The 24,626-nt window shown below is 69.3% G+C and carries 12 protein-coding genes; 5 read left to right on the forward strand and 7 right to left on the reverse strand.

Going from position 1 to position 24,626, the window contains the following annotated elements; all coding sequences use genetic code 11:
- The first annotated feature begins 2 nt into the window (after positions 1-2).
- Positions 3-1,034, forward strand: a complete 1,032-nt coding sequence (locus tag WT24_RS15890) for an EscU/YscU/HrcU family type III secretion system export apparatus switch protein (RefSeq protein ID WP_059502611.1) — start codon at positions 3-5, stop codon at positions 1,032-1,034.
- A 264-nt stretch (positions 1,035-1,298) separates the two neighbouring features.
- Positions 1,299-3,269, forward strand: coding sequence for an asparagine synthase (glutamine-hydrolyzing) (asnB, locus tag WT24_RS15895; protein WP_060034678.1), 1,971 nt, complete (start codon positions 1,299-1,301; stop codon positions 3,267-3,269).
- A 45-nt stretch (positions 3,270-3,314) separates the two neighbouring features.
- Here asnB and WT24_RS34905 read toward each other — a convergent pair whose 3' ends face one another.
- The 5 genes from WT24_RS34905 to WT24_RS15920 form a co-directional block, all read right to left on the reverse strand.
- The gene (locus WT24_RS34905) at positions 3,315-14,708 is read right to left on the reverse strand and encodes an LWXIA domain-containing protein (protein ID WP_060034681.1); all 11,394 of its coding nucleotides are present in this window, start codon (positions 14,706-14,708) and stop codon (positions 3,315-3,317) included.
- Positions 14,709-14,903: 195 nt separating this feature from the next.
- Entirely contained in the window at positions 14,904-15,692 is a 789-nt protein-coding gene (locus WT24_RS15905; protein ID WP_060034684.1) for a lytic transglycosylase domain-containing protein, read from the reverse strand.
- Positions 15,689-16,363, reverse strand: coding sequence for a type III secretion system export apparatus subunit SctR (gene sctR / locus WT24_RS15910; protein ID WP_059502619.1), 675 nt, complete (start codon positions 16,361-16,363; stop codon positions 15,689-15,691). Before sctR ends, WT24_RS15905 begins: the two co-directional genes overlap by 4 nt.
- A gap of 3 nt (positions 16,364-16,366) precedes the next feature.
- Positions 16,367-17,518 (reverse strand): type III secretion system cytoplasmic ring protein SctQ, encoded by a 1,152-nt coding sequence (gene sctQ / locus WT24_RS15915; RefSeq protein ID WP_059793354.1) that lies wholly within the window; start codon positions 17,516-17,518, stop codon positions 16,367-16,369.
- Positions 17,519-17,921: 403 nt separating this feature from the next.
- Positions 17,922-18,320, reverse strand: coding sequence for a winged helix-turn-helix domain-containing protein (locus tag WT24_RS15920; protein ID WP_059502623.1), 399 nt, complete (start codon positions 18,318-18,320; stop codon positions 17,922-17,924).
- Positions 18,321-18,733: 413 nt separating this feature from the next.
- Between WT24_RS15920 and WT24_RS15925 the strand changes: the two genes are divergently transcribed.
- Positions 18,734-18,919, forward strand: coding sequence for a hypothetical protein (locus WT24_RS15925; RefSeq protein WP_060034687.1), 186 nt, complete (start codon positions 18,734-18,736; stop codon positions 18,917-18,919).
- 137 nt (positions 18,920-19,056) lie between these two features.
- Here WT24_RS15925 and WT24_RS15930 read toward each other — a convergent pair whose 3' ends face one another.
- Positions 19,057-21,267 carry a xanthine dehydrogenase family protein molybdopterin-binding subunit gene (locus WT24_RS15930; RefSeq protein WP_060034690.1) on the reverse strand — a complete coding sequence of 737 codons (2,211 nt, stop codon included), beginning with the start codon at positions 21,265-21,267 and terminating at the stop codon, positions 19,057-19,059.
- Between the two features lie 2 nt (positions 21,268-21,269).
- Positions 21,270-21,731, reverse strand: coding sequence for a (2Fe-2S)-binding protein (locus tag WT24_RS15935; RefSeq protein ID WP_060034693.1), 462 nt, complete (start codon positions 21,729-21,731; stop codon positions 21,270-21,272).
- Between the two features lie 180 nt (positions 21,732-21,911).
- On the opposite strand from WT24_RS15935, the gene WT24_RS15940 reads away from it, so the two are divergent.
- Positions 21,912-22,835: an AraC family transcriptional regulator gene (locus WT24_RS15940; protein ID WP_059502629.1), complete on the forward strand. Its 924-nt coding sequence runs from the start codon at positions 21,912-21,914 to the stop codon at positions 22,833-22,835.
- A gap of 350 nt (positions 22,836-23,185) precedes the next feature.
- Entirely contained in the window at positions 23,186-23,467 is a 282-nt protein-coding gene (locus WT24_RS32905; protein ID WP_156441812.1) for a hypothetical protein, read from the forward strand.
- Positions 23,468-24,626 lie beyond the last annotated feature (1,159 nt).

A 24,626-nucleotide genomic window follows, 5' to 3' on the forward strand; every position in this document is an offset into this window, starting at 1 on the left:
ACATGGCCGAAAAGGACCAGAAACCGACCGCGAAACGCTTGCGCGAGGCGCGCGAGAAAGGCGACGTGCCGAAGAGCGCGGAAACGGTTTCGTCCGCGTTCTTCGTCGGCGTGTGCGTGGCGCTCGCGGTGGGCATCGGCTCGCTGTTCGCGCGATTGCAGGCGCTGTTCCGGCTCGTGTTCGACGCGGTCGGCGCGGCCGATCCGTCCGCGCGGCTCGCGGTGCTGATCGATGGCGCCGCGCGCGACTGGGCGACGCTGTCCGCGCAGATCGCCGCCGCCGGCCTGCTGGCCGGATTGCTCGCGGGCTTCGTGCAGGTGGGCGGCGTGATGGCGTGGAGCCGCCTCGTGCCGCAATTGTCGCGGCTCAATCCGGCCGAGGGGATGAAGAACCTGTGGTCGCTGCGCAACCTCGTCAACCTCGCGAAGATGCTGCTGAAGACGGCGCTGCTCGTCGCGACGCTCGGCTGGCTGATCGTCGAGTCGCTCGACCCGTCCGTGCAGTCGGGCTTCACGCGGCCGGTCTCGATCCTCGCGCTGATCGTGAAGCTGCTGATGCTGCTGTTCGGCTGGGCGGCGCTGATCTACATCGTGATGGCGCTGATCGACATCGTGCACCAGCGGCACGAGTTCAACCAGAAGATGAAGATGTCGATCGACGAAGTGCGGCGCGAGCACAAGGAGGACGAAGGCGATCCGCACATCCAGGCGAAGCGCCGCCAGCTCGCGCGCGAAGTGCAGTTCGCGTCGCTGCCCGACCGGATCGGCTATGCGTCGGTGGTCGTCTATTCGCCGCGTGTCGCGGTCGCGCTCTACTACGGCGGGATCGGCTCGCTGCCGTGGGTGCTCGCGCGCGGCGAGGGCGACGCGGCCGAGCGGATCGTGCGGCTGGCCCGCGACGCGCTGCGCCCGACGCTCGCGAACGTCGGGCTCGCGCAGGCGCTGTACGAGACGACGCCCGAGAACGGCACGATCCAGCCGCAGCATTTCCGCGAGGTCGCTCAGTTGCTGAAATGGGCGACCGGCGCGGGTTGACGCAGGGCGGCATCCCCGTCGGCATGCGGCCCTTTTTTCGATTCGCCAGTATCCGCCGGGCGACCGGCCGATTCGATATGGCCCCGTCGCGCCGCCATGTGCACACGGCGCTTGACGTCTATTTTTTTCCGAATTCCGCCAACATTCACTGGTGAATTATTGCTGATTTATTTCTTCGTAATATGGCTCGACCGTCATGCCCGACGGCGGGCCGCGAGGTTGCGCCGCGCGTGACGGAACAGGTCAACAGGGGCAGACAAATCAATGTGCGGAATCGACGGCTTTCTGAATAGCGTCGCCTTCGATGAGGAGACAGCGCGCGGCACGCTCGCGCGAATGACGGCGAGCCTCGCGCATCGCGGGCCGGACGGACAGGGCATCTGGGTCGACCCGGAAGCCGGCATCGCGCTCGGCCACCGGCGGCTCGCGATCGTCGATCTGTCGGTGCACGGCCGGCAGCCGATGGCTTCCGCGTGCGGCCGCTATGTCCTCGTCTTCAACGGCGAAATCTACAACCATCGCGAACTGCGCGCGGAGCTCGAGCGCGCGGGGCGCGCACCGGCGTGGCGCGGCCACTCCGACAGCGAGGTGCTGATCGCGGCGATCGTCGCGTGGGGCGTCGAGGCCACGTTGCGCCGCGCGACCGGCATGTTCGCGTTCGCGCTGTGGAATCGCGCGTCGCGGGTGCTGACGCTCGCGCGCGACCGGATCGGCGAGAAGCCGCTCTACTACGGCCGGGTCGGCGACGCGCTCGTGTTCGCGTCCGAGCTGAAGGCGCTGCGCGGCTATCCGGGCTTCGACGGCGCGGTCGACCGCGACGCGCTGTGCCTGTACCTGCGCCAGTCGAGCGTGCCCGCGCCTTACACGATCTATCGCGGCATCCGCAAGCTGCCGCCCGGCACGTACATCCAGTTCGAACATGCGCGCGACACGCCGCGCGTGCGGGCGTACTGGACGCTCGAACAGGCGATCGAGGCGGGCCGCGCGCAGCCGTTCGAGGGCAGCCCCGACGAAGCCGTCGGCGAGCTCGACACGGTCCTGCGCCAGGCCGTCGCGCGGCAGATGGAAGCCGACGTGCCGCTCGGCGCGTTCCTGTCGGGCGGCATCGATTCGTCGACGATCGTCGCGCTGATGCAGGCGCAATCGGCGACGCCGGTCGACACGTTCACGATCGGCTTTCACGAGGCCGGCTATGACGAAGCCGGTTACGCGAAGGCCGTCGCGCGCCATCTCGGCACGCGCCATACCGAGCTTTACGTGACGGCCGACCATGCGCTCGGCGTCGTGCCGAAGCTACCGTCGATCTACGACGAGCCGTTCTCCGATGCGTCGCAGATCCCGACCTTTCTCGTCTCCGAACTGACGCGCCGGCACGTGACGGTGAGCCTGTCCGGCGACGGCGGCGACGAGCTGTTCGGCGGCTATACGCGCTACTTCCTCACGCCGCGCCTGTGGCGCAAGCTGCATCGCGTGCCGGCCGTCGTGCGCGCGCGGATCGCCGCCGCGTTGCATGCGCTGCGGCCCGATCACGCGGACCAGCTCGCGGCCGTCGCGCAGGGCGCGTGGGGCGGCGGCGTGGAGGCGCGCGAATCGTCGTCGCGCATCGGCGATCGCCTGCACAAGCTCGGCCATGTGATGACGGCGGAGAGCCGCATCGGGCTGTACCGGCTGCTGATGTCGTCGGTGCATCATCCCGAGCGTATCGCGTTGGCGGGGCAGGAGCCGCCGACGCCGCTCGACACGGTGTCCGCGTGGCCGGCGCACCTGAGCTTCGCCGAGCAGGCGATGGCGATCGACACGCTCACGTACCTGCCGACCGACATTCTCGCGAAGGTCGATCGCGCGGCGATGGCCGTGAGCCTCGAGACGCGCATGCCGTTCCTCGACCATCACGTCGTCGAATTCGCGTGGCGCGTGCCGGCATCGGTGCGCTTGCCGGAAGGGCGGTCGAAGGCGCTGCTGCGCCGGCTGCTCGACCGGTACGTGCCGTCCGCGCTGATCGACCGGCCGAAGCAGGGCTTCTGCGCGCCCGTCGACCATTGGCTGCGCGGCGCGCTGCGCGACTGGGCCGAGGCGCTGCTGCGGCCGTCGCGCTTGCGCGACGAAGGCTTCTTCGATGCGGCGGCGATCGAGCGGCTGTGGCGCCAGCACCAGACGGGCCGGATGAACTGGCAGCACCCGTTGTGGACGGTGCTGATGTTCCAGGCGTGGCTGGAGGCGCAGCGCGCGGGGTGAGGGCAGGGTCGCGCCCGCCGCACGTGGCGCGCGGCGGGCCGGCCCTCATCCGACCACCAGCGGCGTGCCGATCGGCAGGTGCGCGGGATCGCGCGCGGCCGACGGATTGAGCTGCAGGATCTCGTTGAGCGCACGCGCATCCTGCTCGCCGCGCGTCATCGCCTGCTGGTCGGCGCGCGACACGTGCGCGGCATCGAGCAGCGACTGGCGATGCTGGTCCGCGATCACCCACAGCGAATCGCCGTCGACGACGATATAGGGCTGCGCGGCGTTCGACGGCGAAGGCGGGTTCGACGGCGTGCCCGGCGAAGACGGTTGCGGTTGGGACGGCGTGGCGCTCGCCGACGGCGATGGCGGGGCACTCGGCTGCGGCGCATGCGTGACGGGCGCTGGCTGCCCCGGCGTGGCGGACGGCGACGGCGCGACGGCGTGCTGGGTCGAGCCGCTGCCCGGCTGCTGCGTGCCGGATGGCGGCGGCTTGCCGTCGTCGTCCTCGAACGCGGTGTAGATCCACTTGCCGACGTAGATCAGAATCGGCGCGACCATGAGCGAAGTCGGGATCGAGCCGGTGAGCCGCTTCGGCAGGTTCGGGAAGTGCGTGTCGATACGCGCGAGTGCGAGCAGCGTCGCGGACGACAGCGACGAAATCGCGATCGGCAAATCCGAGTGGATCGCGGGATGCGGGCCGACGAACGGCGCGATCGCGCCGCCGGCGATGCTCGCGAGATCCGACATCAGGTCGATGCCGCGCACGACGCGGCTGCGCCGCTCGATGCTCAGGTGTGCGAAAGCACCGCCCTGCACGAGGCCGGTGTACGTGATGCCGAGCAGCGCACCGGCCGCGCCCAGCGCGGGCACCACCGACGGATTCTGCAGCAACGCATGCAGCGACAGCTCGCCGAGGCTCGCATAGCCGGCGATCGCGGCGGCCCGTCCGGCCTTGCCCATGAAGCGGCGCGGATTCCCGTAATGCAGCTGCTGGATCGAGGTGCCCGCGAGCACGCCCTGCATCTGCTGGAGCATGTCGTTGGCGATCATCTTCGTGTACTCGAGCGTCTTGTCCGCGGGCAGCGATGCGGCCTTGTGCAATGCCAGCTGGAGATGGATCTTCGCGCGCGCGCTTTCCGCGAGCAGGATCAGCGACGCGTTGCGCTGCTCGGCATGCATCTGGTGCGCATCGAGCTGATTGTTCAGGCCGTCGACGAAGCGGTCGATCACGCGGTCGAACAGCCGCGGGTCGCCGCTTTGCAGCGCGCGCACGGTGTCCTGGTGCACGGCCTGCACGAGCCGGCCGGTCCGCACGCCGACGAACGCCGCGTTCGCGGCCTGCTTGAATTTGTCCGGCGTCAGGCCGAAGTGATGGACCGCGAAGCCGGCCGCCGCGCCGATGGCGATCGACATCAGGTTCTTGCCGTTCAGCAGCGCGGCGATCCAGCTGTCCGGCTGATGCAGGCGCAGCGCATGCAGTTCCGCGGCCGCGGCGAGCGGATCGTCGGGACGCATCGGTTCGTTCGTCTGCGCGCTGACGAGCCGGCTTTCGCTGATCGGTTGCGTATCGGCGGCGACGAGGGCCGGCGCGAGGACGGCTTCGCGCCAGGCCTGCAGCGGCTCGACGCCGGTGCCGCCGCCGTCCGTCGTGACGAGCTGTTCGGGCGCCGCGAGCCGCGCGCCGACGTCGGCGAGCCACCGTTCGGTGAACATCCGGGCGGCATCGCTGGCCGCGGGCGCACGGCGCGGGTCGGCGGCCCATTGGTCGACCGCGAAGCGCGACGTCGCATAGCGGGCGCGATGCAGCAGTTGCGAGGTGTTGCCTTCGTACAGTTGCTGGCGCAACGCCGCGATCCGCGCAGGCGACATGCCACGCGCCCGGCCGATGCGGTCGACTTCCGCGAGCAGCAGGCTGTGCTGGTTCATCAGCGTCGTGCGGTCGACGCGGTCGTACACGCGTGTCAGCGCGTCGGCACCGTGCAGCCGTGCGAGCGTCGGGTCGTTCGCACGGGCGCGCTCGACGAGCAGCGTCGCGAGCGCGGTCGTCAGTTCCTGGTTCGCGACGAAGTCCGAGCCATGCGTCGCGTACGACAGCCCGACATGAACCCACGGCAGCGCCGGATGGTCGAGCAGCGATTTCGCGAGCTCCAGATGGCTCGCGCCGGATGCGGGCTCCGGCACGGTGTCCCAGCCGTGGAACGTCACCATCACGTGCGGCGCCGGCTGGCCGAGGTGCTTCCGGTTCCACGATTCGAGCAGCGCGCCGAGCCGCGCGTGGTCGTGATAGCCGGTGTTGGGGCCGGGCTGGTGCCGGTGGTCGACGGACGACACCAGCGCCCGCGCCGGCGCCATTTCGAAGCGCAGCAGGAAACCGGCCTTCGACGACGCGTCGAGCCAGTCGTGCACGTATTTCTCGGCCAGATCGTCGATACGCATCGACTTGCCGTTCGCGCCGGTGATCGTGCCGGTCCAGTAGTCGATCGTCGCGTCCCGGTGGTCGCCGATCGACTTCGCGTCGTGCACGACGGCGGGGTCGTGCTTCGCGCCGCGCGTGGCCGCGAGCGTGTGCGGATCGATCACGACCGTCACGGCCGCCATCACGCCGCCGTGCCGTTCGATCTGCGCGACGAACGTCGCGGGATCGTCGGAAAGCCGGAACGCGCGGCTCATCGGCACGACGCGCTGCTGGTACGCGGGATCGGCGGCGAGGAGCCGGCGGCGCAGCGCGCGATCGGTCGCGAGCGCGGTGCTGAAACGGCTCAGCACCTTTTTTCTGAGCGGAATCGGCGCATAGCGCGAGCCGCCGCCCGACCAGTCTCGCGCGACGTACAGCGGCATGCCGGTGTCGCGCAACGCCTGTGCGTCGGCCATGATCGCCGGCGGTACGCCGTCGACCGCATCGTCCACTTCGAGCGGCGCGGCGCGCGGATCGCGCGCGTGCTGCACGAGCGCATCGATCCGGTCGTAGTGCGCGAGCAGGGCCGACGCGTTGCCGTCGCCATAGCGCTGCAGCGATTCGACCTGCGTCGTGCTGACGAGCGACGGTTGATAGGTCCGTACGTCGAGCACCGGATGGGCCGATGCCGCCTGTCCGTTGCGCGCGGCCGCGGCGTTCGCGCGGCGGATCGCCTGCAGCGCCGCGTTGCGTTGCGACCGCAGCCGCCGCGCCTCGGCCGCGCCCCAGTTGCGCCGCGCGTCGGACGTTTCCGGCGACGGGTCCTTGGCGAGTGCGTCGACGTCCGCGAGGCGGGTCTCGAGCGTCTTGAGCCGCGTGCCGCGCGCGTGTTCCGCCAGCGCATCCGGCGCGAGTTCGGTCAGCAGCAGATGGGTGTCGCCGCCGTACGGGCCGCCGCCGATCGGCGACGCTTCGAGCGGTACGCCCGGGCTGTCCGGTTTGCGCCAGTTGTCGTGCCACGTCAGTTCGCCTTCCGCGTTGGCCGTGATCACCGCGCGCGGCTTGCCGAGCCGGTACGCGATGCGGTCGCCGCCGCCATACACGTAGATGAAATGCTTGCCGGGCACGAGGCCGCGCGCTTTCGCGAGACCGAGCAGGTGCACGATGTTGTGGCCGCTGAAATCCAGCGCATGACCGGACGCCGAGGGCAGCAGGCCGGCTTCGAACGTGCGGGGCGCCGGCGCCAGCGCGGTGGTCGGGCGCGTGCCGCCGGCCGGCAGCGGGCGCGTCGCGGGCGACGCGCGGCCGAGCGTCGCGATCGCGCGGGCGCGGCGCAGCGCGATCGCGGCGCCCGCCCCGGTCAGCGACGCGAAGCGGCGCCGCAGGCCGTGCACGCCGCTGATCGCGACATGGCCGCCGTATTGAAGGCCGCGGCGCGGCAGGACTTCGGTCTTGTCCTTCTTCGGTGGCCGCGGCGCGTCGAAGCGGTCGCCGACCCGCGCCAGCATGGCCGGCTCGACGCTGCTGACGAAGAACGTCATCCCACGCGTGCGTGCGCGCGTGAGCGGCACGCTGTGCAGCTTGCCGTTCGGCCGCAACCGGATGCGTCCGCGCTGCGGGTATGCGGCGGCGAGCGGACGCTCCTTCACATGGGTCTGCGTGTGCGGTGCGTTTTCCTGGTATTGCCAGACACCGGTGGCCGAGTCGTAGCGCGCATGACCGGCGATCTTGCCGGTCGCCTTGTCGACGACGTAGATCGTATCGGCGTGGCCGGCCGTCGCGACGGCCTGCTTCGCGCGTGCGAAATGCCGCGCCTTCGACAGCGCGTCGATCGCATCGACGTACGCATCGCGCACGCGGCCGTTGCGCGTGAATTCGACCGTCTCGCCTTCGCGCGCGGGCTTGATCTTCGCCGGGCCGCCGAGCGCGGCCAGTTCGCGGTGCGTGACGGGCGACGCATGGAAATCGAACGCGCGGCGCGCGGCGGCGGTGCCGGTCGGATCGCTGCGTTCCATCGCGCTCGACAGCGCCTGCTTCAGCGCCTGCCGTTCCTCGGCGCTCAGCGCGTTGCCGAGAAAGCGCAGGCGGAGGATCGCGCCGTTCGCATCGACGTGCGCGGTCGCGACGAACGTCGGTGGCGCGTCGGGCGTCGGCTTGCCGGCGCGCGAGATCAGCAGGGCCGTGTCGGTGCCGGTCTGCTGCACCAGGTGCCCGAGCGTGGGCGCGTGCTGGCCTTCGGCGCGCGTCAGCGTGCGCATGTCGCGCTCGTCGAGCCACGCGCGCGCGTGCTTCATCGCGTCGCCGTCGACCGCATGGCGGCCGCGCGCCGGCGCGGCGAGCCGTGCCGCGACGGGGCGGCCGGCGGCCGAGCGAACCTGTGCGCCGTAGTAGTCGCGATAGGTCGGATTGCCGGGCGTCGACGTGCGCATGTCGCCGAACGTATCCGCGAGGGCGTCGAGCGCGGCCGGGTCGCGGCTCGTCAGCGCATGCTCGGTCGCCCGGGCGAGCGCGTCGGGTAGCTTCGCGTGGGCCGCGATGTCGGGCCCGCCGGCGGCGAGGATTTCGTTGCGTATGGTGTACGCGTTGACCTCCGCGCGCGCATCCGACTTCAGCAGCGCGGCCACCGCGGCTTCGGGGCTAGTGTGTTCGGCGGCCAGCGCGCCGGTCGCGAGATCGACGCTGTGCTGCAGTTCGTGGCCCCACACGAACACGAGCGTGCCGGCGCGGCGCGTATTGCCGTCGAGCACGATCGTGCGTGTCTGCGCATCCGCGTAATGACCGCCGCCCGGCGTGCCGACGCGGATCGTCCAGCCGTCGCTGCGGGCCAGCCGCATCTGCGCGCGGAAGGTCGGCGACTGCCGCGCGATCGCATGCGCGCGCATCAGCAGCACGCGGCCGCGGAACCGCTGCACGACGCGCCCGAGCATGCCCGGGCGTTGTGCGTACGCACCGCTTTCGGCATACGCGGGATGGGCGAGGCGAATGCGGCCCGTCGCGATGCCACGCTGGACCGTGTCGATGACCCCGTCGATCCGCTCGACGACGTCGCCTTCCGGGTCCGCCTTGTGCATGACCTGGCCGGGATCGTGCAGCAGCACTTCGCCATGACGGCCGAACAGCACCTGGAAGTCGTACAGCAACCCGTGCTGTTGCGTGACGTTGCGAATGTTCACCAGATCGCCGAGACCGCTGCGCCGGACCACGCCGGGCAGGCCGAGCCCTTTCTCCATCGCGGCGCTGCTCAGAAGGGCGGCCGGCTTGTACACGACACCGACCCGGCCCAGGTGCGAGAACGGGCCGTCGACCGTGCTGACGGGCAGGCCGAGCCGTTTCAGTTCGCGCAGGCCGCCCTGTTCGGCGCCGATCTCCTCATGCGCGACTTCCACGCCGTCCGGCGACGTGTCGCGGAAGAAGCCGATGGCCTGGCCCGTGCCGCCGTCGAATACCGTCTTGTAGAGCCCGGAGCCGACGAGCGGGCCGAGATGGTCGGCGGGGTCGACCGGGCGCGCCGGGTCGCCGGCGACGTGCAGCCGGCCGCCGGTGACCGACAGCTCGCCGAGTGCCGGTTGCGTGTAAGCGGCCGGCACGTAGCGATTCATGCCCGACAGATCGGTCAGGCTGCCGCCTGCACCGACGGCGTCCGGATGCACCGCGTAGACGGGGCGTTGCCACAGGTTCGCCAGTTGCGCGGCCGCGCCTTCGTTCGCGTGCCGTGCGGCCAGGATCACCACGCGCTGGCCCGCGTACGGCGCGTCCGACAGCAGCGAGAAGCCGTGCGGATCGATCGGCCGGCCGTCGGGGCCGAGCAGCGTGCCGTCGGGCTGCGTGTCGGCGTGGACGATCGCGAGACGGTCGGCTTCATCCATCGACACGAGGCCGCGCCGCCTGAGCCCCAGCGCATCGAGCGCCGGCGTCGCGGCGCCGAACGGCGACGCGTTGCGCTCGACATGCGCACGCAACCACGCGACGCGCTGGGCCTGGATCTCGCGCATCGAGCGCGGCGCATCGTCGCGCGGCTTGTCGCGGCCCCCGCGGTCGTGCGGCGGATCGCCCGCATCGCGCGGCGGCGCATCGCCGCGATTGCCGAGGTCGACATCGTAGCGGGCCTCGAACGAATTGAGCTGCCGGCTCGCCTCGGCTTCGAGCGCCTTGCGCGTATAGCGGCCGCCGGGACGCTTGCCGGCGGCGTTCGCGCGCGAACGGTCGCCGCCGAGCAGGCGCATCTGCTGGGCGAGCGTGCCCGACTGTTCGGCGAGCGCGCTGACCTGGTTCGGCAGCGGCGTGCCGCCGGCACGCATCTGCACGTCCGGGCGCTCGAGCTTCACGTCGCCGCGCTCGATCCTGCGTTCGAGCAGCGTGATCTGATCGTCGACGTCCGCCAGGGTCTGACGATACGCGTCGCTGTTGGTCTCGATCGGGCCGGGATCCGCGAGCAGCAGCCGGCCGTCGCGATACACGCCTTGCGGATCGAAATAGAGCCGGTCCTGCTGAATCGCGTCGCGCAGTGTGCGCAAGGTCTGCAGCGATTCGGGGTCGAGCGTCGTCGGCAGCAGCCCGCGCCCGGCATCGCCGGTATGCAGCCCGCCGCGCGGCTGGTACAGCACCGCGACGCGACCGGCGTGCGAAAACGGGCCGTCCATCGCGACGGTCGGGAGATCGTAGCGACGCCGCAGCAACGCGAGCGCCGCGCGCTCGGCGTCGGCACTGGCCCGCTGTTCGGCGCGCGTGCTGAAATCCTCGTAGAGGGCGACGACCGCGTCCCGGCCGAGCGCGAAGCCGCCCTTGTGCGCACCGAAGCCGAGCAGCGCGCCGAGATGCTCGTTCAGGTCCACGGGCTTGCCGCTGTCCGCGTGGAATACCTGCAGGCCGTCCGCCCGCAGTGGCCCGAGCGCGACGTCCGGATGCGGCGCGGGATCGAAGCGCAGGAAGCCGCTGGTCGCGCGGATCGTGCCGTCCGCCGCGAGCGCGCCGCGCGGTGCGACGAAAACCGGGCGGTTCCAGACGTTCGCGAGTTCGGGCGCGAGCCCGGCCTCCGCACCTTCCGCGACGAGCACGATCGGCTCGTCGAGCCGGGACGGCGCCGGCAGGCCGTGGCGCGTGTCGAGCGCGAGTTCGTGGCCGGACAACGGCGTGCCGTCCGGGCGCGTCAGGGGCGCATCCGCGCGGCCGTTGCGCACGACGAACAACGTGCGCCCGCCGTAGCTGTGCTGCTCGACGCGCGGGCCGACGGTCGCGACCGCGACGTCCGCATCGCGGGCGGCGAAGCCCGGCGCGAGCGGGGACGATTCGATCGCATGGAGGACGGTCCAGGCGACACGCTGGCGAAACGTCAGCGGTTCGAGCGGGCCGCCCGCGCCGGCTTCGGCCGGATCGGCGATCCGCCGGTACTGGATCGTCCGTGCATCGCCGCTGCGGCGATCCGCGCGCGATGCGGTGCGCGCATCCTGGTCGTTCTCGGCGGCGCGTTCGCGTACCTGCGCGGACGCGCGGCCCGCCTGCGCGGTCGCGCGCGACGTCGCGGCGGCCGGCTCGGCGACCGCCGCCGTCGGGTCCGTTGCCGCGCGCAGTGCGGACGGGGTCGCGCGGGCCGCATTCGTGCGCGCGCCGTCGTCGTGCGGCGGCGCGGCCGGCGCTGGCGCGGCGGGCGCCGGGGTCGCGCCGCGCGGGGCGCCGACCTGGCTCGGTGCGCGCAGCTCGATGCCGTCGGACAGCGTCAGGCTGCCGTCCCGGCCGGCCGTGATGCGGCCATCGGTGTCGTAGCGGTTGAAGCGCGTGCGCTCGAGGGTGCGCCACGAGCCGTCGACGCGCTCCGCGATCGTGATGCGGCCTTCGTGGTCGACGAACGCGGTGGTGCCGGTCTTGCCGCGTGCGCCGGTATTCACCGCATTCGCGCGGCTCAAGACGCGGATCGGCACGCCTTCGTAGGTCAGCACGCGCTTGCCGACCATCAGCGTGCCGTCGCTGGCCACCGTCACGCTGCGGCCGTCGATGGTCGCGCGCGTGCGGCCGAGCCGCAGCGTGTTGGTCGCCGTGTAGCGGCTCTGGCCGATGCGCACGGTCTGGTCGCCGATCTGCACGGCCTGATTGTTCAGGTCGCGGCCGCCGAAGCCGCCGGTGCGCCGCACGATGCCGGTCGTCACGGCCTTGAGCTTCTGGTGGCCTTGCGCGAGGCCGAGATTCAGGATGAACGACGACGCATCGCCGGCGAGCCGGTCCGTATGGCCCGTCAGCGCATCGTGCACGAACTGCACGCCGGCTTCCGCCGCGCCGCCGAGACCGGTGACCGTCGTCGCGCGCCGCACGAACGTGGCGAGCCCCTTCGAGTCGTTCAGCAGCGTGGCGATCTTGCCGACGCCGCCGACGCCGGCCGGCACGAGGTTCAGGTAATCGGCGCGCGCTTGCGCGTCGAGCGGGCTGATGGTGCGATCGTGCTGGATGCGATTGGCGAGGTCGTAGCCGGAGTTCGCGACGGCCGCCGCCGCCGACGTGTAGATCAGCCCGGTGCCGGCCGCATTGAGCGCGACGCCGAGCGGCGCGCCGAACACGGTCGCATCGAGCAGGCCGCCGCCGACTTCGAGCGCGATCCCGCCGAGCAGCATCCCGAGGTTCACGTCGCCGGCGCCGAACGTGTGCATCACGCTTTCCCACCAGCTGTCGTCGTGCGCGGTGTCGTGCCGGTCGATCCGTGCGGCGCCGTTCGCGTCGTAGCCGGTCGCGATGTCGAGCGTGCCGTCCGACGACAGCGAGTTGTCGTCGATGAAGTTGTCGATGCTCGAATATTTCGCGCCCTGATCGTCGACGTAATGCGTGTCGCCGTTCTCGTTCGTGACCTTGAAGATCGCGCTCGTGACGAGGCCGGCGTCCTTCGACGCATAGACGATCGGCATCACGTTGACGCGCGTGCCGGCGCCGCCGCCCACCTTCAGCAGTTCGTCGCGCACCTTGTCGATCGATTCGAGCTTCTTGCCGTCGCTGAATTGCGCGGCGTGCGGGTCGTCGGTCGCGTGGTCCGGCGACAGCCCGAGCGCGACGCCGACGAGATTGCGCTGCTGCGTGTCGTCGAGCTTGCCGAAGTCGATCGTCGCGCCGTGCCGGGTGGCTTCGCCGGCCTTGTCGAGCAGCGACTGCGACAGCTCGCTGCGGTGCGCGCCGAAGAAGTCGGACAGCGCCTTCGCGTAATCCTTCTGATCGGATTCGGTCTTCGGATTGCGCAACCGCTCGTCCAGATGCGCGTCGAATTCGTTGAACAGCACCTGCTGATGCAGCGTTTCGCCGAGCAGTTGCGCGCGCTGGACATCCTGGTTCGCCCGATCGAGTTCTGCGAGCGCATCGGCAAGCGGCTTCGCGTATTGATTGACGACGAACGGCACCGGCGCCGTCAACGGAATGTTCTTCGGGGTGCCCTGCGGCTTCACGATGGAGAACACGCTCGGCGTCGGGCCGATGCCGTGATCGCGGTTCCACTGGTCGTACTGGGCCTGCAACCCGTCGACCTTGATCTTCAGCTCCTGCTGCTTCGCCTGCGCATCGGCGAGCGTCTGCTTCGTCGCCCGCTCGTTGACGGACACGGTCATCCGGTCGTCGGCCTGATGCAGCGCGGACGCGATCGTTTTCAGGCCCTTGATCTCGAGCGGCGTCGGATCGTTCGCGATGCACATCGTCCGGTGGTCGTACCGATCCTGCACGCCGGCGGCGAGATCGTCGTAGTGGATCGCGAGCGCGTTGCCGTAAGCGGCAACATAGCCGTCGTGCGCGAGGCTCGCGGCATCCTTCGCCTTCGACAGTTGCGTGGCGGCGTCTTCGACGCCGAGATCGGCGCGCGGATCCATCAGCTTGACGCCGGGATGGTCGCGGCGCCATTGCGTCGCGCTCTTTTGCGTGGCGTCGTAGTGCTTCTGCTGTTCGTCGACCTGGCGATTCGCATACAGCATCTGCAAATAGCCGCCGCTCACGCGCGCGCTCGCCTGCGCGTGATTCAGCAGGTCTTTCTGCGCGGCGACCGTCGTGCTCATCACGGTCGGCCCGTACTTGCCGGACACCGCGTTGTACGTGCCCTGGATGTCGGCGACCTTCGCCGCGTCGGTGGCCGCATTCAGGCACGCGTTCGCATAGTTCGCGTCGTCGGCGCTCTGCGTCAGTTGCGTCCGCGCCTCGTCGGGCTTCAGCGCCGGCGGCACGTCGATCACGCGCTCGAGCGGCGCGAGCTGCTTGTTGATACGCGCAATGCCGGCGTCCATCGCATCCGCGTAATCGCCGTTCGACGCATACGACTGCAACTGGGCGAGCGCGAGATTCGAGTTCGCGATGTCGGCGTTGTGCAGCGCCTTCGCTTCGGACAGCTTCGCGTCCGCCCGCTGCCACGCGTCGTAGGCCTGCTTCTGCTGCGGCGTCCAGTTGTCCTGCGACGCCTGGGTCGGATCGTCGCCGATGCCGGGAGCCGCCGCTTTCAGCCGGTCGAGCGCCGCATTCGCGTCGGATTGCGCGGAGCCGGCGCGTGTCGGATCGAGCGCTTCGTTGTCGTGATCGGCCTGCTGCGCATACGCGATCATGTAGCCGGCGTCGGTCGTGACGTCGAGCTCCTTTTCCGCCTTCGCGGTGGCCTTGTGCGCGTTGTCGTAGGCGGTTTGCGCGCGGGCCAGCGCGTCCTTCGTCGTGGACGGATCGTTCTTCGCGTTCGTCAGCGCGGTCTGCTTGTCCTGCTCGTCCTGCTGCGCGTTGTCGTATTGCGTCTGCGCGCCCTGGATCGCGGTCTGCGCGGCTTTGGTCAGCGGATCGTCGACCGTGATGTCGGGCGGCTTGGGCCGGTATTGTTCGGCGAGGCTCCGGATCAGCGAGGTCGCGGACGCGATTTCGGCATTGGTCGGCTTCGACGGGTCCGTATCGGGCGTGACCTGCACCGTGATCGGCGGCGGCGGGGGCGTGGCGGTCTGCTGTTTCGACGGATCGCCCGATTGCCGCGCGGCTTCGGCCGCCGCTTGCGCGCGTTCGGCTTCGAGCGTGCGCTCGAGAAACGCCATCCAGTTGGCGCCCATGCCGACGCCGTCGATATCCAGCATCAAACTTCTCCCGGTCGCGCCGCGCTCTCGACGGGCCGCGCATTACGATGCCATTACGGTCAAGCTTGGAGTGTAGAAAGGCATGCACCGCGATGACGCAGCGCGTTTCGTAGCGCGACGCCGATGCGCGCGCGCCGCCGGGGCGTCGCTACGAACGGCGGCGAAGTGGAGCGGGCGCGGTGGGGGCGGGCCGACTTACTGATCGAGACACCGCACGCAGAGCCGCTTCGCCTGGTTCGCCGGCAGCCCGCGGCACATCATCAGCACCGGGCGCGCATGGCACGACGGCGCATCGGCGGACGCGGCGGCCGACGGCAGGCGGCGCGCGCGTTCGGGCGGCGTCGCGGCGGCCGCGGCCATGCGCCGCTGGCGCGCCGGCGGCGGCGTGTCGGTCACGACGGGAATCGGTTCGACGCCGCCTTCGCGCGCATTGCGCTGCGCGCTCGCGACGACGCGGCTCACGTAGCCGCTCGAAAAACCGGTCGTGAAGTTGCCGCTGTAGTAGCACGACAGCGCCGCGCGCAACGCGGCCTGCGTGGCGCGGCCGGTGCCCGACGAGCGCGCGAAGCATTCGGTCAGGATCGCGCCGCCGGCCTGCAGGTTGCGGCACGGCTCGAACATCGTCGCTTCGTCGAGCCCGTATTTCGCGAAATTGCGTTCGTTCACCTGCGCGAGGCCCACGCTGTAGCTGAAGCCGCGCGACGACAGTTCGCGCGCGGTCGCGCGCGCCTCGTCGAGCGACGTGGGCTGGCGCGTCAGGTGCCCGCCGACCACGCCGATCGCATACGGATTGAAACCCGACTCGGTGCGCACGAGTGCGGCGAGCGTCGCGGGATCGACGTTCGGCGCGCAGGCGCGCGCCAGTTGCGCGAAACCGGCGCCGCCGCCGGCCGCCTGCACGACGCGCGACGGCAGGCACGCGAGCGCGAGCATGGCCAGCGCGCACAGGCAGGCGGCGACGGTTCGCAGGCGGCGCGCGTTCATCCCGCACCCGCCACGCGATACGACAGCACGAGCCCGTGCACGAGCAGTGACCAGCCGTCGAGCGCGACGAACAGCAGCAGCTTGAACGGCACCGAGATCGTCGTCGGCGAGATCATCTGCATCCCGAGTGCCAGCAGGATGTTCGCGACCAGCAGATCGACGACGATGAACACGATGTAGATCACGAAGCCGATCTGGAACGCCTTCGTCAGCTCGGCGAGCGTGAAGCTCGGCACCAGCACGAGCAGATCGTCGTCCTTGATGCCGTCCGCGCGGTTTTTCGGCCAGACCGACGTCGCGGTCCGCACGAAGAATTCGCGGTCGCGCTGCCGCGTATGCGATACCAGGAAATCCTTGATCGGCGGTAGCGCCGCATCGGCGAGCACGCCGATGTCCGAGGTCGACAATTGCCCCGACGCATCGAAGTGGCGCGCCTGCAGCGCGTCGCGGATCGACATCCCGACGGGCGCCATGATGAACAGCGACAGGATCAGCGCGATGCCGTTCAGCACGAGGTTCGGCGGCACCTGCTGGATCCCGAGCGCGGAGCGCAGCAGGCCGAGCACGACCACCAGCTTCGTGTAGCTCGTCACCATCAACGCCGCGAACGGCGCGATGCCGAGCGCGGCGATCACCGCGATCAGCGCGACCGGATTCGGCAGATTGCCCATCGTTCAGCGCTCGCGCGGCGCGGGTTGCGTCAGCGTGACGACGCGCACGCCGAGCTTCTGGCCGACCGCGATCAGATGGCCGGTGCCGATCAGCATCCCGTTCGCGACGAGATGGATCACGCTCTGGTTGATCCCTTGCTGCAGCTCGATCACGGCGCCCGGCTGCAGCGCGCTCAGCTCGCCCAGCGGCATCGACGTGGGCGGCAGCTCGAAGCGCAGGTCGACGGCGAGGCCGTCGAGCGAGCGCGGCGCGTCGGCGGGCGGCGCGTCGTGCGTCGTCGGCGGCGAGTCGGTGCGGGTCGGTTCCAAAGGCATCTCCCTGATTCGTTCGACGGTCAGCCGGTTGCCCGACGGCCGTCCGGTGATCTCCCACGCCGGCGCGGCCGGCAGACGCGCGACGCACAGCAGGTTCTGCTCGTGCGCCTGCCAGCGCTCGATCGCGATGATGTCGCCGCCGACGACATCGGCCAGCTCGGCCGTCGTCAGCTCGGTACGGCCGATCTCGAACACGAGCGGCACGGGCAGGCTCGCGTAGGCCGCGCGCGCGTCGGCGAGCGCGGCCGGGGCGGCCGCGAAGAACACGGCCAGCGCATCCGGCGCGTCGAACAGCAGCGCGCCGTGGCAGCGCCACGCGGCGTCGGCGCGCCGCAGCTCGAACCGCAGCGCGGCCGGCGATGCGTGCGAGGCCGGCGCGCCGGCCGGCGGCGGCAGCAGTTCCACGCGCTGCCGCGTCGCGGCCTGCAGCACCGCCGCGAGCGGCGCGCACAGGTCGGCGAGCAGTGCCGCGCGGATCACGGCCGGGACCGCCGGGTCGGCTGCATCGCCGAGCCATTCGGTTTCCGCGATCGGGTCGATCCACAGCGTGCCGGCCGCCGGGCCGACGACGAAGCGGTACGCGTGCGCATCGGCGGCCGGCTCGGCGTCGACGCGCCAGCGCACCTCGTACGCATGCTCGCCGAGCGTGACCGGGACGGCGCCGGTCGCACAGTACGCATGCGACAGCCCGCGCGCGGCGGCGGCGGACAGGCGCGGCAGGTAGGGCGACGCGTCGAGCGCGACCGCGGCCGGCGCGGCGGCGGGCGGCGGGGAAGCGGCGGGCATGGCCCGGTTCGCGGCGTCGCCGGCGTCGGCATTCGTCAGGAACAGCGCAGGCACGGCGGGGTCGGGGCGGATTCGGCGTTGGTTCGACGGATTGTTCTGGGGCCGGCGGCGCCGAGGGGCGCGCGGCTGCTGCGTCGATTGTAGGGACGGCGCTGGCCGCGTGCCGCGCCGGAATCCGTAGTCGCGACCATCGCGCGCAGACGGCGGGAGCGGAGCGCTACGAAGCGCGATGAACGACGGCGAAGGGCGGTGGCGCGCGATGAAGCGGGGCGCTGCCACGGCGGGCGGTCAAAAGCAACCGCCGCCCGGAGGCGGCGGTTGGGGTGCGGCTGGCTGGCGGGCCGGGCGGCGTGCAGGCCGCGTCCGGCCGGCCGGTTGCGAGGTGCTGCGAATCCGCGCAGCGCGGTGGGGGAAGCATTGCCGGCGCGCCGCGATCGGGCGGCGCGCGGGTGACGTGTTACGCGTAGTCGGCGGCCATCGACGGTTGCGGCGCCGTGCGCTGCATCGGCGCCGCGTCATGACGCTCGACGTGCGTCATCGCCGCACCGAACAGCACCAGGCGATAGCCGACCGCGTAGATCGGGATGATCCGCAGATTCTTGTCGTGTTCGAGCTGCAGCTTCGAACGGATCCGCGAGATATGGGTGTCGAGCGTGCGCGACGACACGCCGAGCTCGCGGCCCCACACGGCTTCCTGGATTGCCTGCCGCGGCACGATCTTGTTCATGTTGTCGAGCAGGAATTCGACGACGTCGAATTCGCGCGGCGTCACGTCGACGACCTTGTTGTCGATTTCGATCGTGCGGCGCACGAAGTTGATTTTTATATTGTCGATGTACAGGTATTTGCAATCCATGGTGGCCCTCGCATGTCCGTAAAGGAGTGTTTGCGGGCCTTGTGCTGCAACTTCCGGGCCAGGGGCGGATCGTCAGATGGTAATAACGGGCGATCGCGGCGCGGACGGCGCGTCAGCCTTGAATTTACAAGAATTTTTAACGGGAAGCCGCCGGGCGATTGATGAAAGGGTCGGACTGGCGCTGAAGGATTGTTACGTAGCATCGCGTCGCTACGTTACGGGGCGTTACGTCCGACGTAACGTGGGGAGGCGCCGGTAACATGCGCTCGACCGAGGCTGGCGGCGGGCTTCGGAAACCCTGCCTGGAACCCTACATCGGACCCGGCATGTGTCAATGAAAACTCAATATGAATCAGTGACATACGCGATTCAATTGCCGACATCGAACCCTACATGGAACCGTACGAGGAAGCATGACGGCCGTCGCTACCTTCGAACCGTTGTTTCCCGAAGATAGCGTACTCGATCCGCTGCTCGGGCACGCCGCCGAGCGGGTCGATGCTTTGCGGCGGTGGCTTGCCGTCAGCGATACCCCGCTGGCCACCGCGCTCGTGCCGCAATTGCGTGCGATGAATTCTGTTTCCGAGGCTTTGGCCTGAAGTCGACCAAGCGTGAGCGACGCCGAGCCGCCCCATGTCATGCGGACTTTGGCCCGGATAAGCGGGGTGTTCTCGCGATGCATTGAAAAACGCCGGCCCCGGGGCATGCGTCGCCCGGCAGCCGGCGTTCCCGCATATCAGGCCTTCGCGCTATCCGCCGAATCGAACGGCAGCACGTAATGCCGCTTGCCGGTCGCCGCGAAGATCGCGTTCGCCACGGCCGGCCCGACCGGCGCGACGCCCGGCTCGCCGACCCCGGTCGGCGCTTCCGCCGACGGCACGATATGCACTTCGACCTTCGGCATCTCCGCCATCCGCAGCACGTGGTAGCCGTCGAAGTTGCGCTGCTCGACCTGGCCGTCCTTCAGCGTGATCGCGCTGTGCATCGCCGCGCCGAGCCCGAAACCGATGCCGCCCTCCATCTGCGCGGCGACGATGTCGGGATTGATCGCGATCCCGCAGTCGACCGCGCACACCACGCGCTCGACCTTCACCTTGCCGTCCGCGTCGACCGATACCTCGGCCACCTGCGCGACATAGCTCTTGAACGCCTCGGCCACCGCGATCCCGCGCCCGCGCCCCTTGGGCAGCGGCTTGGCCGGATCCCAGCCTGCCTTCTGCGCGGCCAGATCCAGCACCGCGCGCGTGCGCGGCTCCTTCGCGAGCAGGTCGCGGCGGAACGCATACGGGTCCTTGCCGGCCGCGTGCGCGGCTTCGTCGATGAACGCCTCGACCGCGTAGGCCGTGTGCGAGCTGCCGACCACGCGCCACCACAGCACCGGCAGGCCGACCTGGGTCGTGGTGAGTTCGACCGACACGTTCGGCACCGCGTACGGCAGGTTCGCCGCGCCCTCGACCGACGTCGCGTCGATGCCGTTCTTGACCATGAACGCTTCGAACGGCGTGCCGGCGAGGATCGACTGGCCGACGATCCGGTGGCGCCAGCCCACCAGCCGGCCGTCCGCGGTCAGGCCCGCATCGAGCTTGTGGAAGTACATCGGCCGGTAGAAGCCGCCCTGGATGTCGTCCTCGCGCGTCCATTGCAGCTTGACGGGCTTGCCGTCCGCGCCGAGCGCCTTCGCGATCGACACGGCCTCGACCACGTAGTCCGACCACGCATTCGCGCGCCGGCCGAAGCTGCCGCCCGCATACAGCGTGTGAATCCGCACCTGTTCGGGTTTCAGCCCGGCCGTCCTGGCCGCGTTGCCCTGGTCGACCGTCTGGAACTGGTCGCCGGCCCAGATCTCGCAGCTGTCCGCCGTCAGCTTGACGACCGCGTCGAGCGGCTCCATCGGCGCATGCGCGAGATACGGGAATTCGTACGTCGCGCCGATCTTGCGCGCCGCGCCGGCGATCGCCGCATCGGCATCGCCGTCCTTGCGCGCCGACGTGCCCGGCTTTTCGGCGAGTTGCCGGTATTCGCGCATGAGCTCGTCCGAGCCGCGCTTTTCCGCCTTCGTTTCGTCCCATTCGACCTTCAGCGCATCGCGGCCCTGTTTCGCGGCCCAGAAGCCGGTCGCGACGACCGCGACGCCGCCCGGCACCTGCACGACCGACACGACGCCCGGCACGGCCTTCGCGGCCGTCGCGTCGAACGATTTCACCGTCGCGCCGAAGCGCGGCGGCCGCTGCAGCAGCGCGACGCGCATGCCGGGGAACGTCGTGTCGAGCGTGAAATGCGCGGTGCCGTTCGATTTCGACGACGCGTCGACGCGTGGAATCCGGTGCCCGATCAGCTTGAAATCGGCCGGCTGCTTCAGCGTGACCTTGTCGGGCACGGGCAGCTTCGACGCATCGGCGACGAGCGTGCCGTACGCGGCCGTCTTGCCGCTCTTCGCGTGCGTGACGACGCCGTCGGCGGTGGTCAGCTCGGCGGCCGGCACCTTCCAGCGGGCTGCCGCGGCCGACACGAGCATCGCGCGCGCCTTGCCGCCCGCTTCGCGCAGTTGCTGCCACGAGTTCGACATGGCCGAACTGCCGCCCGTGCCCTGCATCGTGCCGAACGCGAGGTTCGCGTAGCGCTTCGCATCGGCCGGCGCGCTTTCGACGCGCACGCTCGACCAGTCGGCGTCGAGCTCCTCGGCGACGATCGTCGCGATGCCCGTATACGCGCCCTGGCCCATTTCGACGTGCTTCGCGATCACCGTGACGGCGCCGTCGGGCGTGATGCGCAGGAATGCGTTCGGCGCGAATTCGCCGGCCGGCACGGTCGCGGCGAGCGCGCGGCGGCCGAGGCCGGCCCAGTCGAAGCCGATGGTCAGGCTGACGGCGGCGGCTGCCCCCGCGGCCTTCAGGAACGTGCGGCGCGACGGGCGCACCGAATCGGTGTGGTCGAGTTCGATCGTCATGGTCAGGCTCCCAGCGTCGCGGCTGCGTCGTGGATCGCGGCCCGGATGCGGGCGTAGGTCGCACAGCGGCAGAGGTTGCCGTTCATCGCGGCGTCGATGTCCGCGTCGGTCGGCTTCGGATTCTGTTCGAGCAAGGCGGTGGCCGACATGATCTGGCCGGACTGGCAATAGCCGCATTGCGGCACCTGCAGCTTGACCCACGCGGCCTGCACGGCCCGCGCGGGCTTGCTCTGCAGGCCTTCGATCGTCGTGACGTGCTTGCCCGCGATGCCGGCGAGCGGCAGCACGCACGAGCGGACGGCCTGGCCTTCGAGATGCACGGTGCACGCGCCGCACTGCGCCATGCCGCAGCCGAATTTCGTGCCGGTCAGTCCCGCGTGTTCGCGAATCGCCCAGAGGACGGGCATCGACGGATCGGCGTCGAGCGTGACGTTCTTGCCGTTCAGGACAAACGAGGTAGGCATTTTTGATTGTCTCCGTGGGGAAAACCCGGCGTGGGCCGGATTAGCGCGAGTGTGCGCGAGCAGCCGGTTTTTGCGTCTACCCAATCCTGCAAATTTATTGAACAATCCTGCAAATCCCCTGCACGCCGCGAGCCGTTTCGCTATGCTCGCGCGACACGGGAAATCATTCGAGGATGCGTCATGGACATGACCGATATCGTGGCGTCGCGCGAATCCGGGCGGCGCGAGCTGGCGTCGCTGATCGGCCGTTTCGCGCCGGCGGACGGCTCGCACTCGACGGCCGTGCCGGGCCTGATGCTGCATCGGCACACGCGGCCGGTCGATCTCGGCTGCGGCGTGTCGCGCGCCGCGCTGGTGATCGCCGCGCAGGGCGCGAAACGCGTGATCGTGGCCGGCCACGCCTACGAATACGACGCGCACAATTGCCTGATTACGTCGATCGACTTGCCGATCCTCTCGCGCGTGACGCGTGCGTCGGCGGAAGAGCCGTACTTGTGCCTGTCGCTGACGCTCGATCCGCAGCGCATCGTCGAACTGGCGGCCGAGATGCGGCTGCCCGAGCCCGACGCGGGCCCGGAAGGCGAAGGGATCGCGCTCGCGGAGCTGACGCCGCCGCTGCTCGATGCGGCGTTGCGGCTGCTGCGGCTGCTCGATACGCCGGCCGACATCGCGGTCGTCGCGCCGCTGATCGAGAAGGAAGTGCTGTACCGGCTGATGACGAGCGGGCAGGGCACGCGGCTGCGGCACATGGCGATCGCCGGCAGCCAGACGCACCGGATCGCGCGTGCGATCGAATGGATCCGCGATCACTTCGCGGAGCCGATGCGCGTCGAGTCGCTCGCGCAGGCGGTCAACATGAGCGTGTCGTCGCTGCACCATCATTTCAAGCACGTGACGACGCTGAGCCCGCTGCAGTACCAGAAGCAGTTGCGACTGCACGAGGCGCGACGGCTGTTGTTGCGGCAGGGCGGCGACGTCGGGTCGGTGGCGGCCGTCGTCGGCTACGAAAGCGCGTCGCAGTTCAGCCGCGAATACAGCCGGCTGTTCGGCGCGCCGCCGATGCGCGACATCGTGCATCTGCGCAAGAAGGAACTGCTCGGCTGACGGGCGGCCGGCCGGTCATCGATCGGCATGTCGCGATGACGGCGCGTTGCGCTCGAGGATATCGGCGCGACGCGCTGCGGACCGCGCCGCAATGGCCGGACGAGAGAGCGTCGTATGCGACACGGCTCGTGTTCCGCTTTCGCGAGCGTCTTGCACGGATGGCTGCCGATATAGCCCGTTCCCCCTGTCGCGAGCACCTTCATGCGACCGCGCCGGCGATGTCGACGAAGCGCCGCGACAGGCGCTCCGGTTTCGCCGACAACCCCGTTGATGCCTGTACGACGCAAGCATCGATCTATCGATAGTGGTCTTCATCGCCTTTGTTTCAGTGATGAGAATCCTGCGGATAAATGCTCGAAAACGTTTCTTCAATGAGTCGCTCGCCAATGGCTGGTCGACTGGAAATGAAAAATGATGGCCCGTTTTTATCGGGATCGAGCGTTTACATTTGTTTTAATTATTACGCCCGCAGCGTGCCGGATGGCAAAGGTTTTTCACCGCATGATCGTGTGGGTATTTTCACGGATGAATCAAATTCGTTTCGTATTTCGGACGGAACCCGTGTTCCGGCCGTGTCGCCGGCTGCCCGGCGCGGGGCATCGAGCGGCCGGCCCGCCATTCGCCGGGGGTAATGGACGGTTGCTGGCCTGCCGCAACACACGGTTCGTCAGCAGAAACGCGCGAAACGCGGGCCATGCATCGAGAGCGGGCTCTCAAATTTGCAACAACCGTCCGCAGGGACGTCCGGCGAGCCTCGGTGCGCCGGATTCGTCCGTCAAATCAAGGCATTGCGTCGCGGTGTTCAATGATCGCCGCCGCGCGGGTGCCGTTATCGCGATACATTCGTGAAACGAAAAATGCCGTTCCTGGCGAAATGGGCGGGGCTGGCGGCCGCATGCCGCGCGCAATGCGCAGTGGAATATCGCATGGCATGCGGCTTGCGAGATTGGACGCACCGGCGAGCGGTCGACACGATGCAACAATGATGTGGGGGCGGCCAGTTCGTTACGAGCCAGTCGGGGAAGCGGCGATGAACACTATAAGCAGTGGCTTGATCCGCGCGTTTCTCGCGCACCATAGGGGTAGTCGGATCGATGGGGGTAGCGCTTGCGACGCAGTGCCAGCGTCGGTGGTTGCGCCTTGCCGATTTCCCGCCCTCCGCGCGCGTCGCGTGCTGGAGCGGTTGCCGTTTCGCGCGACAACCCGGCGACAGCGATGCTCGACTTCATTCGGTGTTTCCGGATGGGGTGCGCTGTTCGTGCCGGACAGCGTGGCGCCGATTCCTCTTCAACCGTGCAGAGCCGTTTCGATCGCGCCGGGCCAGTGCCGGCGCGGGCCGGACTAGATCGAATGCGCGTCGGCCGGGTTATCCGGAAGGCCTTTCTCCGTCAGCTCAGGGAGCGGACATGCCGTCTGGTTGCAATGCAGGCCCGTCGTCGCCTGGCTGAAGGGCGCGTGCCGAGCGGGCGCTGCAATTTTCGGTAGTCGATACGTTCGCTAATTCTCAATTCCGGAAATGGGTGCCGGTGCCGGTATCTGTTTTACACAAGGTATTGAAAATCGCGATCCGGAAAGATGTGCGCGTCATTTATGTAAATTTAATCAATGGTGTTTTGAGTTAATCTCAATGTTCATAAAAATAATTGAAAACACCTACTTGTAAATTTTGGATAACTTAAAAACATAAAACTAGACTTCGGCTGCCAAAAATAAAAAGAAAATTTTGCGATCCTGAAATAATTTCTCTATTCGATAGCAATCCTTATTTTTAAGGATTGCTCGAGGCGGGAA

It is taken from the genome of Burkholderia sp. MSMB1078WGS (genome assembly GCF_001528895.1).
In the GTDB taxonomy this organism is placed as follows: domain Bacteria; phylum Pseudomonadota; class Gammaproteobacteria; order Burkholderiales; family Burkholderiaceae; genus Burkholderia.

Coding starts and splice junctions, on each gene's coding strand:
- WT24_RS15890 (WP_059502611.1), top strand. CDS start 3: ATGGCCGAAAAGGACCAGAAACCGACCGCGAAACGCTTGCGCGAGGCG.
- sctR (WP_059502619.1), bottom strand. CDS start 16,363: ATGGGCAATCTGCCGAATCCGGTCGCGCTGATCGCGGTGATCGCCGCG.
- WT24_RS15925 (WP_060034687.1), top strand. CDS start 18,734: ATGACGGCCGTCGCTACCTTCGAACCGTTGTTTCCCGAAGATAGCGTA.
- WT24_RS15940 (WP_059502629.1), top strand. CDS start 21,912: ATGGACATGACCGATATCGTGGCGTCGCGCGAATCCGGGCGGCGCGAG.
- WT24_RS15930 (WP_060034690.1), bottom strand. CDS start 21,267: ATGACGATCGAACTCGACCACACCGATTCGGTGCGCCCGTCGCGCCGC.
- WT24_RS15935 (WP_060034693.1), bottom strand. CDS start 21,731: ATGCCTACCTCGTTTGTCCTGAACGGCAAGAACGTCACGCTCGACGCC.
- WT24_RS34905 (WP_060034681.1), bottom strand. CDS start 14,708: ATGCTGGATATCGACGGCGTCGGCATGGGCGCCAACTGGATGGCGTTT.
- asnB (WP_060034678.1), top strand. CDS start 1,299: ATGTGCGGAATCGACGGCTTTCTGAATAGCGTCGCCTTCGATGAGGAG.
- WT24_RS15920 (WP_059502623.1), bottom strand. CDS start 18,320: ATGGATTGCAAATACCTGTACATCGACAATATAAAAATCAACTTCGTG.
- WT24_RS15905 (WP_060034684.1), bottom strand. CDS start 15,692: ATGAACGCGCGCCGCCTGCGAACCGTCGCCGCCTGCCTGTGCGCGCTG.
- WT24_RS32905 (WP_156441812.1), top strand. CDS start 23,186: ATGCTCGAAAACGTTTCTTCAATGAGTCGCTCGCCAATGGCTGGTCGA.